General features: G+C 38.3%; 13 protein-coding genes and 1 other annotated feature. Of the genes, 10 read left to right on the plus strand and 3 right to left on the minus strand.

Going from position 1 to position 13,654, the window contains the following annotated elements:
• Positions 1–200: 200 nt before the first annotated feature.
• The 3 genes from OSO01_RS12375 to OSO01_RS12385 form a co-directional block, all read right to left on the minus strand.
• Positions 201–632, minus strand: coding sequence for a VOC family protein (locus tag OSO01_RS12375; RefSeq protein WP_147210753.1), 432 nt, complete (start codon positions 630–632; stop codon positions 201–203).
• A 13-nt stretch (positions 633–645) separates the two neighbouring features.
• A complete protein-coding gene (locus tag OSO01_RS12380; protein ID WP_147210754.1) occupies positions 646–1,002 on the minus strand; it encodes a nuclear transport factor 2 family protein in 357 nt (118 codons plus the stop codon).
• Between the two features lie 83 nt (positions 1,003–1,085).
• On the minus strand, positions 1,086–1,871 hold the full coding sequence (locus OSO01_RS12385; RefSeq protein ID WP_147210755.1) for a helix-turn-helix domain-containing protein: 786 nt from the start codon (positions 1,869–1,871) through the stop codon (positions 1,086–1,088).
• A gap of 212 nt (positions 1,872–2,083) precedes the next feature.
• On the opposite strand from OSO01_RS12385, the gene OSO01_RS23400 reads away from it, so the two are divergent.
• The 10 genes from OSO01_RS23400 (at position 2,084) to OSO01_RS12430 (ending at position 13,495) form a co-directional block, all read left to right on the plus strand.
• Positions 2,084–2,239 carry an RAxF-45 family protein gene (locus OSO01_RS23400; protein WP_156985745.1) on the plus strand — a complete coding sequence of 52 codons (156 nt, stop codon included), beginning with the start codon at positions 2,084–2,086 and terminating at the stop codon, positions 2,237–2,239.
• Between the two features lie 115 nt (positions 2,240–2,354).
• Positions 2,355–4,256, plus strand: coding sequence for a ribosomal protection-like ABC-F family protein (gene abc-f, locus OSO01_RS12390; RefSeq protein ID WP_147210756.1), 1,902 nt, complete (start codon positions 2,355–2,357; stop codon positions 4,254–4,256).
• Positions 4,257–4,469: 213 nt separating this feature from the next.
• On the plus strand, positions 4,470–5,642 hold the full coding sequence (locus OSO01_RS12395; protein ID WP_147210757.1) for an AI-2E family transporter: 1,173 nt from the start codon (positions 4,470–4,472) through the stop codon (positions 5,640–5,642).
• Positions 5,643–5,998: 356 nt separating this feature from the next.
• A complete protein-coding gene (locus OSO01_RS12400; RefSeq protein WP_147210758.1) occupies positions 5,999–6,808 on the plus strand; it encodes an MIP/aquaporin family protein in 810 nt (269 codons plus the stop codon).
• A gap of 312 nt (positions 6,809–7,120) precedes the next feature.
• Positions 7,121–8,623 carry a glycerol kinase GlpK gene (gene glpK, locus OSO01_RS12405; RefSeq protein WP_147210759.1) on the plus strand — a complete coding sequence of 501 codons (1,503 nt, stop codon included), beginning with the start codon at positions 7,121–7,123 and terminating at the stop codon, positions 8,621–8,623.
• A gap of 96 nt (positions 8,624–8,719) precedes the next feature.
• Positions 8,720–8,987 (plus strand) — a binding site (T-box leader).
• Positions 8,988–9,244: 257 nt separating this feature from the next.
• Positions 9,245–10,891, plus strand: a complete 1,647-nt coding sequence (gene metG, locus OSO01_RS12410) for a methionine--tRNA ligase (RefSeq protein ID WP_147210760.1) — start codon at positions 9,245–9,247, stop codon at positions 10,889–10,891.
• A 141-nt stretch (positions 10,892–11,032) separates the two neighbouring features.
• Complete coding sequence (locus OSO01_RS12415; protein WP_186813658.1) at positions 11,033–11,287, plus strand: YfzA family protein; 255 nt, start codon at positions 11,033–11,035, stop codon at positions 11,285–11,287.
• A gap of 357 nt (positions 11,288–11,644) precedes the next feature.
• On the plus strand, positions 11,645–12,016 hold the full coding sequence (locus tag OSO01_RS12420; RefSeq protein WP_077604639.1) for a GntR family transcriptional regulator: 372 nt from the start codon (positions 11,645–11,647) through the stop codon (positions 12,014–12,016).
• A gap of 5 nt (positions 12,017–12,021) precedes the next feature.
• On the plus strand, positions 12,022–12,891 hold the full coding sequence (locus OSO01_RS12425; protein WP_147210762.1) for an ABC transporter ATP-binding protein: 870 nt from the start codon (positions 12,022–12,024) through the stop codon (positions 12,889–12,891).
• Complete coding sequence (locus OSO01_RS12430) at positions 12,884–13,495, plus strand: ABC-2 transporter permease (protein ID WP_147210763.1); 612 nt, start codon at positions 12,884–12,886, stop codon at positions 13,493–13,495. The genes OSO01_RS12425 and OSO01_RS12430 overlap by 8 nt, the downstream gene beginning before the upstream one ends.
• Positions 13,496–13,654: the final 159 nt, after the last annotated feature.

The raw sequence follows: 13,654 nt of genomic DNA on the forward strand, positions 1-13,654 counted from the left end.
ATTTTTTTACTCGTTTTGATAATGAAGGGGTATAGAGCTTATACCATTCGTCAGCCATTTCACGGAATCATTACTTACTTTAAACCATGGAATTCATTCTACTTTTTGAGTTGAAAGCAGGATTTAAAACAAAAACTCTCACCAGGCCTGGTAAGAGTAGAATAAAACATATTTGCTTTCATCTATATAGGAAAATGAACTTACATGCATTCTTGAAGATTCGTTGAGATTTGCCAGGTGATGCCGAATTTATCCTTCACCTGTCCATAAGACGGGCTCCAGTGTGTTTCCTGGAGCGGCATAAGTACTTTACCGTCCACTTTCAGCTTTTCAAATACCGATTCGGATTTCTCGACGTTCTCTAAAGTCACACAGACGTTCACTTGTGAACCTGTGTCTAGAGGCTGGTCCGGAAATGTATCGGACAGCATAAAATACGTATTTCCTACTTGTACCTGGGCATGCAGTACGCGATTCTTTGCTTCATCCGGGAGAGCAAACTCCGGATTCTCAGGTAAATCGCCAAAAGTCTGAACTCCTGACACCTCAGCATCTAGTGCATTTTTATAAAAATCAATCGCTTCTTTCCCTGTGCCATCCATTGTGATATATGCATATACTCCTGTCGACATCGCATTTCTCCTCCTATTTCTCCTGCGTTTGTTTAATCAAGTATGCAGTCAGATTTGTTATTTTCTCATTCTTAAAAGTATACCAATCATTGAAATAGTAGGTTGCTAAGCCGTCTTCATCTGTAAACTGCATTTCACCTTCTACCACAGCAGTATCACCATCAATTAACGTCCGGTAAACTTTATAGACATCTGCCTTATAATTACGCATAGGCTCCATTTTTTCAATAAATGCAGCTTTCCCTTCAGTGATACCGTGACCAATCTCGTTCATGACAATATCTTCTGCAGCTGCTTCAAAGATAAAATCAACATCACCATTGGCAAAAGCGATATTAAACTTCTCCATAAGCTCTCTTGAAACCGTCAACTTATCTCACTCCTTTTCTTCTTTTTTACAGTATAGCAGCAGCTGTTTTCGCAGATTTCTTCTCGATTGCTCTAATCTAAAATTTAATGAGAAATAGGCGAACGCTGCAGGAAATGCTTCATTAATAAAGGTAAGGAAATAAGGATGGGCGGGTCTGTAATTTCAGGTTTTCTCATGATAAGATGTGTCTCAGGTAAAGGGCGTTTTCCATCAATGCAAATTGGATAGGGGTGACGTGCCCGTAATGTTTCATGCGGGATAAGAATTGATTTAGAATCCATTCCCCACGATACAGCTGTTGCCATCAGAAAGTAGGTGCCAACAGGAATATTCGTTATATGGAAAGAATCTGAATGCATTAATAAGGTTCCACGGACGGGTAATCCTTCTGGAATCGGTTTAGGAAACAGCCCGGCAAAAATAATACCATTAAAGGGTTCTTCTGTATGAATAGACCCAGATAATTGTTGAAAAGAAGAAGAATTCATTACTGTATTTTGTAAGCTGCTTTGTTTCAAATGTGTCATATATTCTTCGGAATGTTTACGGGTAGCACGAAATGAGGCAGGTGTCATTCCGATTCTGTTTGTAAAACGTGTTGTAAAAGTTCCCAGACTCTGCTGCCCAATTTCAAGACCAATGTCCCGGATTGGAAATGCAGTTTCAAGCAACAATTTCTTAGCAAGCTGCAGCCGTAAACTAGAAATAAAGTACATTGGAGACACACCAACCTGACGTTTGAACAGGCGGGAAAAGTGGTACGGACTGTAAGCTGCTTCATCAGCAAGCGCGCTGAGCGAAAGATCTTTATCCAAATTTTGTTGAATAAATAAAATAGAATCTTGAACTGTTTTGTCTTGTGTCAGCATTATTTTAGCCTCCTTGTTATGAGTATAACGCAAAATAAAAGAATATCTATTATAATATTAGAATTTTAAGTTATTTTCAGAGGGGATTAGTTTTTTAGTCAATAAAAGAATAATAAATATCAGGTGATTAGGAAGCAGACTAGGAAATGTTGCATACAGAACAAAATTTTTATATAATGAATATAATTTACTAATGGAATGGAGGTGTAGAGATGTTTTTACAAGCCGAGAAATCGTGCGGAGACTGGATGGAATTCTTATATTACTGCCGTGCGAAATTTGCGCTATTTGCTGCTGACGGGACACGTCTGTCCTTTTTTAGTAATTTAATAGCAAATACGAAAGCAAAAAAGCATCTCTGCATCTGATATAGTACGGTTTATTAACGAAATGAAATAACCATACAAGCACACAGGGAGGATAGCTCTTTGTGTGTTTTTTTGTTGCCTTATCTTCATGCAGAGAGGATAAAGGAGAATAAAAATGATTTGTCAAATGAATCAAGTAAAGAAAATGTACGGCGGGAATATTATATTTGAAAATTTATCCTTAGAGGTAAAAGAGAAAGAACGTATCGGTATTGTCGGAAGAAACGGTGGCGGCAAGAGTACCCTGCTACGATTAATGGCGGGCATCACGAAACAGGATGAAGGAAATATTCATTGGAAAAAAGCGATAAGCATCGGCTTTTTAGAACAAATCCCTAATCCAGACGAAGGTGTATGTGTATTTGATATCTTAAAACAATCAAGCGGAGAAATTACAGCATTGGAAAAACAAATGAAAAAAATGGAGCAGGCTATGCAGAACCCTGGCTCAGAACAGGAGCTGGCTGCAAATATCAGCGCATACGGAGAAGCTCAGGAGCGTTTTACGGTACTGGGCGGATATGAATTAGAAGCAAATATTGACCGAATTTCGGCAGGTTTACAAATTCATGATCTGCTGCAGAAGCCTTTTGACCAAATTAGTGGCGGAGAAAAAACAAAAGTCGGTTTAGCAAAAATACTCCTCCAGGTCCCGGATTTACTTTTATTAGACGAACCGACAAACCATCTGGATCTGCAGGCTGTTGAATGGCTTGGTGAATTTCTGAATAATTATGGGGGAACAGTTGTCGTTATCTCGCATGATCGCTATTTTTTGGATGAGGTAGCGGGAAGAATTTTAGATTTAGAAGATGGAGAGCTTGCTGTTTATCATACGAATTTCTCTGGATACGTGAAAGAAAAGGAAGAAAGGCTGATCCGGGAGTTCCAGGATTATGAAGAGCAGCAGAAGAAAATAAAGAAGATGAAAGAAGCAATTAAACGTTTGAGAGAGTGGGCAAACCGGGCTAATCCGCCAAACGAGGGACTGCATAAGCGTGCAAAAAATATGGAGCGCGCATTGGAGCGGATGAACAAGCTGGATAAACCGCAGTTAAACCGGAAAAAGATGCAAATGGAATTGGATAGTTCAGGAAGGAGCGGCAAGGACGTTATTATGATGACAGATGTACGAAAGCAATTTGGAGAAAAATTGCTTTTTGAAAATGCAGAGATGCATATCCGTTATCAGGATCGCGTTGCTATTATCGGAGAGAATGGAACAGGCAAATCAACCCTTATCCAGCTCATGCTCGGTAATTTAGAGCCGGATCAAGGAGAGGTTATTATTGGCAGTAATGTAAAGTATGGATACCTGTCTCAGCATGTGTTTCATGATATTGCTCCTGATCAGACAGTGCTTGAAACCTTTCGTGAAGCCATTTCAGTGACAGAAGGTAAGGCGAGGCATATTCTGGCAAAGTTTCTCTTTTACGGGGAACATGTTTTTCGGAAAGTAACGCAATTAAGCGGCGGAGAAAAAATGCGTCTCCGATTAGCGCAGCTGATGCATCAGGATATCAATACACTTATACTGGATGAACCGACAAACCATTTAGATATTGATTCAAGAGAAGTATTGGAAGAAACCTTGGAAGGGTTTGAAGGAAGTCTGATTGCCGTGAGCCATGATCGTTACTTTTTAGATAAACAGTTTGACTATTTATATTGGATAGAAGATAAACGAATAACGAAATATCTGGGGAACTATTCGTGGGCAAAGGAAAAACGGAAAGAGCAGCTGTCAGAAAAACAGGCAGCACAATCTTCTGCTGTTAAAATATCAAGCAAAAATATGAAAAAATCGTATAAAAGCATAGAGAATTCGTCAATAATGATAGAGAAGCTGGAGAAGCACATTGAAGAGTTGGAAGCAGAAATTTATGTGATAGAGCTGAGAATGGCGGAGACGAAAGAAGTAGAAGAGCTGCAAAAGCTGCAGGAGCAAAAGGAAATTCATGATAAAAAAAGACAAAATGCCTATGAAAAGCTGCTAGTTTTAGAAAATGAAATATAGAAAATGAAGGCATTCATCGAGCTGTCAGGTGAATGTCTTTCATAAGACTTAGGCTGAGATTGGGATTACGATTACTCGCCCCACCGAAAATATTTCCTGAAATCTTTAACATTTTTAATGTGCAAAAATTGATGAGCTGGATAGAGATTCCTGTCGTTTTTTGCGATATAATAGTAGTAACATAGAAATACGAGGAGAAGAGAAGGTGCTGCATTGAAATCCGTTAACGATAAAATAGATTTATTTAAACGTTTTTTCTTAAATAACCGCTTTGTTGTATTTTTAGTCATCTTATTGTTAATTGGCTTAAACATACTTATTTTTACGCATATTTCATTTGTGTTCACACCATTTGTTGTGCTTTTGAAAACAGTATTGCTGCCAATTATTCTATCTGCGATTCTATATTATTTATTGAATCCAATTGTGAATTACCTGGAAAAGAAAAAGGTGAAGCGGATCTATTCTATCTTTGGATTGTACCTGGTTATTATCGGAATTTTAACTATTTTAATCAGCTCTGTTTTTCCTTTTTTAAGAGATCAGATTACGAGTTTCATAACCAGTCTGCCGCCGTTTATTTCAGATATTGAGAAAATGGTAAATGATTTTATCGGCGGGAATTTTATTAATCAGTTTCAATTAGTAGAATATATTGACCTGCAGGGATTTGCTACGCAATTATCTGATCGTTCGCTTGATATAGTGAATAGTGCCTTTTCCAATATTGGCAATGTTATTGGAGCAGTGACAGAGATTGTTCTGGCAATTATAACGCTGCCTTTTATCTTATTCTATTTATTGAAGGATGGAGAAAAGCTGCCAGGATACTTCATTAAATTTCTGCCAGTAACTATGAGGAAGCCAACCCTTGATATTTTGAAGGAAATGAATCATCAGATCAGCAGCTTTATTCGCGGGCAAATTATTGTTGCATTCTGTATAGGTGTGCTGATGTATATCGGCTTTACCATCATTGGGCTGGAATATGCTCCAGTATTAGCACTGATTGCTGCTTTTACAAATGTTGTTCCTTATCTTGGACCGGCGATTGCGATTACCCCTGCTCTAATCGTTGCAATTGTTACTTCTCCATTTATGGTTATCAAGCTGATTATTGTCTGGACAATTGTACAGCTAATTGAAGGAAAGTTTATTTCTCCACAGATTATGGGAAGAAACCTTCGCGTGCATCCAATTACGATTATCTTTATTATCCTGACATCCGGAAATTTATTTGGAGTTGTCGGTATCTTATTAGCAGTCCCGGGTTACGCTCTATTGAAAGTATTTGTGACACACGCCTTCGAGTTCTTTAAAATTCGCAGTAATTTATATGAAGATGATTTGGAAGAAGAAAATGGCAATACTGGTCAAAAAAAGTAATTTACAAAAGTTGAATGACTTGCTGGAAATTATATTTGTAAATAGCCGGATAGTGAGAATATAAAAAGTTCCAAACCTCCCTTTTGGCAGGAGATTTGGAACTTTTTTATTCAAAGGCATAAGTTTCAAATTATAAAAAATGCTTGCATAGCTGTAAAATTGAAATTATTGACAGCGTTTTAATTCTGGTGTAAGGTGTTAAAAGACAAGTTAAGGATTGTGTAGGAGATGAAGTTCACACAGTAGGCCGCCTTCTCAGCAAGGAGAATGCGGTTACATCTGTGTGAGCTTTTTTCCTATTTCCCGATCTTGTAAAGTTCAAGTAGAACTATCTATTTAGCAAAGGGGAGATAAACATGTCTGAATTTATGGCAGAGTTAATCGGGACAATGATTCTGATTATATTAGGGGCAGGCGTTGTCGCTGGTGTAGAGTTAAAAAAATCAAAAGCAGCTGGCGCCGGCTGGGTACTGGTTACACTAGGCTGGGGGTTAGGTGTAACGATGGGGGTCTATGCAGTAGGTAATATATCTGATGCTCATCTAAATCCTGCCGTAACATTAGGCTTTGCAGCGATTGGAGAATTTCCTTGGGCAAAAGTGCCGGCATATATATCTGGTCAATTAATTGGCGCTATCATCGGCGCAATTATTGTTTACTTTCAGTATCTCCCGCATTGGAGAGAAACAAAGGATAAAGGAGCAAAACTGGGAGTATTTGCAACAGGTCCGGCTGTGAGGAGCTATCCGGCCAATTTAGTAAGTGAGATAATCGGAACTTTTGTATTGGTTATGGGCTTATTATTTATTGGTGCAAACGAATTCACAGAGGGGTTAAATCCAGCTATCGTTGGTTTATTAATTGTTGCGATTGGTATGTCCTTGGGTGGACCGACGGGCTATGCGATTAATCCGGCCCGGGATTTAGGCCCAAGAATTGCACATGCTATTTTACCAATTATAGGTAAGGGCGGTTCGGATTGGAGCTATGCGCCGATACCTGTTATTGGCACAATAATCGGCGGTGTATACGGTGCCTTTTTCTACCATGCATTTTTTGATGGAAGTATGGGTGCAGGATTTTGGATTATGACTATTGTGGTAGTTGTCATATTTGCAACAGCTTTTGTAAATGAACAAAAGCGGACGCAGCATTCTGTTTCATAAAATGAAACTTCAATCGGCGGGGGGCTTTCCTTCCCCCGCTGTCTAAAGGACAAAGGCTAAGTTTGCGACGTCGTGTTACATCCTGTAGGCCCGAACCAATCGGGCTGTTACTGGCTGTTTGATCTCCTGATTAGAATTTTCGAACTTCCTCTATTCTCGAAGCGGGAGTTTTATAGCCAGTTACACTGCGAAAGACAGGAATAGAAAAAAGAATTAAGGGAATGCAATATAAGAGGGCGTACTAAACGTGATAAGTAAATCTGAGCTTTTAAATCAGGTAACTTTCTAAATTTAAAAATGGAGGAATCAGGGATGGCAGAGAAATATATTCTTTCAATCGATCAAGGAACAACCAGTTCACGGGCGATTGTATTTGATAATAAAGGGGAAATTATTGATACAGCTCAAAAGGAATTTAAGCAATATTTTGAGAAACCGGGCTGGGTAGAGCATGATGCAAATGAAATTTGGACATCTGTGCTTGGCTGTATCGCAGAAGTGTTAAATAAAACTGGAATTGAAGCGAGTCAGATAGAGGGGATTGGAATTACCAATCAGCGCGAAACGGCAATTGTATGGGACAAGAATACTGGCAGACCAATTTATAAGGCAATTGTCTGGCAGTCCCGTCAAACAGAGCCTATTTGTAAGGAGTTAAGAGAACAAGGATACGAGGATACATTCCGTAGTAAAACAGGTCTCTTAATTGACCCGTATTTCTCAGGAACTAAGGTGAAATGGGTTCTGGATAATGTAGAGGGAGCAAGAGAGAAAGCAGAAGCTGGTGACCTGTTATTCGGTACAGTTGATTCATGGCTTATTTATAAGTTTTCAGGCGGGAAAACCCATATTACTGATTATTCTAATGCTGCCAGAACATTGATGTTTAATATTTACGACTTAGAATGGGATGAAGAGCTGTTAGACATTTTGGGCGTACCGAAGTCGATGCTTCCAGAGGTTCGTCCGTCTTCTGAAGAATATACAAAAACGGTATCTTACCATTTCTTTGGTGAGGAAGTTCCGATTGCAGGTATTGCAGGTGACCAGCAGGCTGCTTTATTTGGGCAGGCATGCTTTGAGCAGGGAATGGCGAAAAACACATATGGCACAGGCGGCTTCTTATTAATGAATACAGGAGAAAAACCTGTAGAATCCAAGAGTGGGTTATTAACTACAATCGCATGGGGAGTTGATGGAAAAGTAACCTATGCACTCGAAGGAAGTATTTTTGTAGCCGGTTCTGCTATTCAGTGGCTGCGCGACGGTTTAAGAATGATTGAATCCAGTCCGGAAAGTGAAGATTTTGCGACACGTGTAGATTCAACAGATGGTGTGTATGTAGTACCAGCTTTTGTCGGTTTAGGAACGCCATATTGGGATAGTGATGCACGAGGTTCTGTATTTGGACTGACAAGAGGAACTAAAAAAGAGCACTTTATCCGTGCGACATTAGAATCACTGGCATATCAGACCAGAGATGTAATCGAATCAATGGCAACAGACTCTGATATGGAATTAAAAACGCTTCGTGTTGATGGTGGAGCAGTGAAAAATGATTTCCTAATGCAGTTCCAAAGTGACATTATGGATGTAACCGTTGAACGTCCTGTGATTCAGGAGACAACAGCACTTGGATCTGCATACCTGGCCGGATTGGCTATCGGCTTCTGGGAGAGCCAGGAGGAAATAGCTAAGCAATGGAAGGTAGAGAAAACATTCGAGGACAAAATGGATAATGAAGAAAGTGAAAAATTATATAAAGGCTGGCAAAAAGCTGTTGAGGCAACTCGTGTGTTTAAGCTGGAAGAATAATATAGCTTTATCATGTATATGACTTGGTCAGGTTACTCAATTTTAAATAATAAGTTGATAATATTGTCCAATAAGAGTAAACTGAAACAAATAGTTAAACAGGCAATGAGAAGGAAAAGTAAATTGGGAAGCGCTAAAAGAGAGTCTCTGCTGGTGGAAATGAGGCAGCAACCCCCCAATTGAACAATGACCTTTGAGCTGCGCACTGAACTCCAAAACGGATAGTAGGCTGCGACGAGAGGCACTCGTTACAATAGCAACTGTATAATCTGCTGAAATTAACTCACCAGACGTACAGAAGGAGGCAGACTGTGTGAGCAGTCTGTGAAAATTAGGTGGTAACACGGGAATACTCGTCCTAAGCTTTCTTTGACATAAGAAGCTTAGGGCGTTTTTTATTGCTTAAAGTGCGTGTTCAAAAAATCCGATAAATAGGACCAAGAAGTTCAAGGCGACAAATTTTTACGGACGGAGCGTATGCTTCATAATACGTGAGTATCGGAAAAAATTGTCAACGCAGAAATTCGCCGTGTCATTTTTATTGGACTTTTTGAACATCCTCTTAATATCCTTATCTCATAACTGTATCTATTGAATTAATAAAAATGAGGAGTGTTGGAAATGGCTGTATTTATTGGCGGCGCATGGCCGTATGCAAATGGTTCCCTTCATTTAGGGCATATTGCCAGCTTATTGCCGGGGGATATTTTAGCAAGGTATTATCGTTTAAAGGGAGAAGAGGTTCTGTATGTTTCTGGTAGTGATTGTAATGGAACACCAATTTCTATCCGTGCATCACAGGAAGGGACGACAACTGAGATCATTGCTGAAAAATACCATCAGGAGTTTGTGGACATCTTTGAAAAACTAGGCTTCTCCTACGATTATTACACGAGAACAGATAGCACATTCCACCATCAGGCAGTACAGAAAATCTTTTTAGACCTGCTTGATAAAGGGTATTTAGAGGAGAAAACAACAGAACAGGCATATTGTGAAAAGGATAAGCGCTTTTTACCAGATCGTTTTGTAGAAGGACGATGTCCAGTCTGTGGAGAAAATGCACGGGGAGATCAGTGTGATCATTGCTCTGCTGTTCTTGATCCGCTTGAACTGCAGGATAAAAAATGTAAGCTTTGCGGCGAAGAGCCGGCGATACGTGAAACAGCACATTATTACTTTTCCTTTGGCAATTTTTCAAATGAGCTTACTTCCTCAGTCAATCAAGCAGAGAAGAAAGAACGCTGGCGTGATAATGCCCTTCAATTTTCAAAGCGTTATTTGCGGGAAGGGCTGAAGGAAAGAGCAATGACAAGAGACCTTCCTAATGGGATTGATGTTCCTGTAGAAGGATTCGAAGGGAAGAAAATTTATGTATGGCTGGAGGCTGTTGCGGGTTATTTAACCGCGAGTCAGGCATGGGGAGAAGAGCATCAGCAAGATATAGATAAATGGTGGCAACCTGATAATTCCACAAAAGCTTACTATGTACATGGAAAGGATAATATTCCGTTTCATACCATTATCTGGCCAGCTCTATTATTGGCACTTGGGGAGAAACAGCTTCCTACCCATATTGTTTCCAATGAATATGTTACTTTGGAAAAAAGAAAGATTTCTACCAGCAATAACTGGGCTGTCTGGATAAAGGATGTGTTGGATACCTACCACCCGGATTCACTGCGTTATTTCCTGACCATTAATGCTCCTGAAAACCGGGATGCGGATTTTTCCTGGCAGGAATTTATCCTTAGTCATAACGGTGAATTATTAGGGGCGTATGGAAACTTTATCAATCGTACACTGAAGCTTATTGAGAAAAATAATGATTCGAATATCCCTCAGGCAGATCCAGAAGCAGAGATAGTGGATAAAGTAAAAAAACTTTATCCAGTCATTGGAGAGCTTGTGGAAACAGGGAAATTGAAGCAGGCATTGAGCGAGATATTTGACTTTATACGGGAAGCAAATAAGTATTTTGATTTTCAGGCACCTTGGAAGCAGGTAAAAGAAAATCCTGAGGAAGCTGATAAAACTTTAGCAACCTGTGTGTATATTATTGTAAATACGACGCAGCTGTTGTATCCATTTCTGCCTTATTCTACAAAACAGGTTCAAGAAATGCTGTCAATCAAAGAGCTGGTATGGGAGGAAATAAGTAATCTTCCGCAGCAGGTGAACAAAGTTGTGGCGCTTTTTGAAAGGATAGATAAAGGAAAGATTGAAGAGGAGAAACAGAAGCTGGTGCAGCAATCTGCTTTAAATTGAATGACTCAACAACTGTTAAAAGATCTTGGAATTTATTCAAGGTCTTTTTCGATTTTATAATTTATGGTTGAAAAAAATACTTTATTTTGTATATACTGTTAATATAGTATATATACAATAGTTTAAGTGAAGAGAATGCAAATGAAAGCATGGGTAATTCAGATTGGTTTTTTTATAAGTCTCAATTTAATATTGATGATTGTTGATGGCACGCCTTTGGTTATGGATTTTGAATTTGGTAAGTTTGGGAATGAAATGCTGCAGAAAGATATTTTTACAAGATGGTTTAATTTTTACGAAATACCATTTTTTAATGTGATTTTACTGTTTGCCACCATTCATATAATATTATTTCCTTTTTATCAAATTATCTTTAAAGTACGTGCCAGGAAATAAGTTTCTGATTGAGAATTTTTATAAGCAGATTGACTATGTAAGAGGAAAGAATATATATGAATGAATTTTGCTCCAGTCAATATTTCAGAATGGACAAAACGGGATGATGCATGATGAATGTCTGAAACAATTGAGAACGTTACTGGATACAAAATTTACGAAGTCTGTTCATTATCTTAAATCTACTTTATTTGTCTTCTTAATTTTAATAGTCCTAATTTTTTATTACGCAGACGATAGTTACTCTTTTTTTACTTCTCGAATTGGATCAAATATTTTCATTATAGCTGGATGAGTTTATTCAATACTTCATACTGTGTATAATGTAGATATACAATCAGAAAAAGAGGTATGGACATGCAAATTATCATATCAAACAGCTCCAAAGAGCCAATTTATGAGCAGATCTTAAAACAAATTCAAACAGCAATTCTTTCAGGCGAGCTGGCGGAAGGAGATGCACTGCCTTCCATCAGACAGCTGGCAAAGGATTTGAAAATAAGTGTGATCACAACAAAACGGGCCTATGAAGAATTGGAGAAAGCGGGATTTATCTATTCCATTGTCGGAAAAGGCTCGTTTATAGCGGAACAAAATTTAGATGTGATTCGGGAGAAGAAATTAAGAGTAATTGAAGAGCAGCTGAGCGCGGTTATTTCTAATAGTAAAGAAATCGGTCTGCCTTATGAAGAACTGCAGGAATTATTAAAGCTGTTGTACGAGGAGTGATGGGAATGGAAAATGTGATAGAACTCCGTGGTGTATCGAAAGCATTGAAGGCATTCACGATAGATAATATGGATTTACAAATAAAACAGGGCTTTGTAACTGGATTTATTGGAGCAAATGGTGCCGGCAAGTCGACGACAATGAAGCTTATTATGAATCTGCTGCAGCCGGATAATGGAGAAGTAAGTGTATTCGGGCTGGATTATGCCAGTCATGAAAAAGAAATTAAAGATCGTATCGGCTTTGTTTATGACAGTAATATATTTTATGAATCTTTGAATCTGAAGGATATCAGCAGGATTGTGGCGCCTGCTTATAAACGTTGGAATCATCAGCAATTCAAAGCTTATGTGAACCAATTTGAGCTGCCTTTAAATAAGCCGATTAAGAAATTCTCTAAGGGGATGCAGATGAAAGCTTCTATTGCAATTGCTCTTTCCCATGATGCGGAGTTAATTATTATGGATGAACCCACTGCAGGCCTGGATCCGACATCTCGCAGGGAGCTTTTAGATATTTTTCAGGAAGTAATGGTAGACGGAAAAAGAACGATTCTCTTCTCCACACATATAACAAGCGATCTCGACCGGATTGCCGATTATATTGTACTGATTGACGAAGGGAAAATCCTCTTTGATAAACCTATTTATGAGCTGCAGGAGCAGTATGCATTAGTAAAAGGAAGTACGGAATTACTTGATCCAGACACGGAAGCTTATTTTATAAAAATAGATCGTTCTCCAAATGGTTTTCAGGCTTTAACAAAGGATGCGACGAAAGTGAAAGAAGTCTTCGGAAATCATGTTGTGATTGAAGAAGCCAGTTTAGAAGAGATTATGTTCTATATGAAAGGAGCAGATAGTCATTATGATTAATTTAATCAGGAGAGATTTGATTATACAGAAATTTCAGTTGTATTTATTCATTCCATGTATTCTTTTCTTTATTATCTTTGGTTCACATCTTTCTGCCTTTTTTATTATTGTGTTTGCTGGATTCTTTATTCCAATAAATGCATATTCGTATGATGAAAAGGCAGAAACAAATATTTTATTGAATTCTTTACCTTATACACGTACGCAAATTATTGCTTCTAGATATATTGGCGCTATTTTTTATATGGCGGTATCTATCGGTATCACCATTGTTCTTTTTTCTTTGTTTAATAGAGCTTTCACTTGGACAGATATAGCAATTGGAGCAGGAATTACGCTTGCGATGTTTGCGTTTGCTTTTCCGTTGTTCTATCTATTGAAGCCGGGATATATTGGAACAGCAATTGTGATAGGATTTATTCTGTTAGTTATCTTAAGTCAGCCGGCAATAACATTTTTGGGCGAGTATCTAACCCCAATCGTTCAGTTTTTCGCAAGTGCATCCACTACTATACTTTATTTAAGCAGTGCAGGTATTCTCATTGTGTTGTATGCAGCTTCCTGGCTGATTAGCCAAATGATTTATCAAAGGAAAGCCTTTTAAAAGATATGAATATTTCATATTTGAATAAATATTTGTCAGAGATCTTGAGCATAAAGCCAGGGTCTTTTTTTTACGAAAAAATCATTTTTGTAGTTGCAAAGAAAATAAAAAGATGTTTTAATAATGTATATAGTGTTAATATAGTATATATACAATAGT

The organism is Oceanobacillus sojae, from assembly GCF_007991515.1.
GTDB lineage: Bacteria > Bacillota > Bacilli > Bacillales > Amphibacillaceae > Oceanobacillus > Oceanobacillus sojae.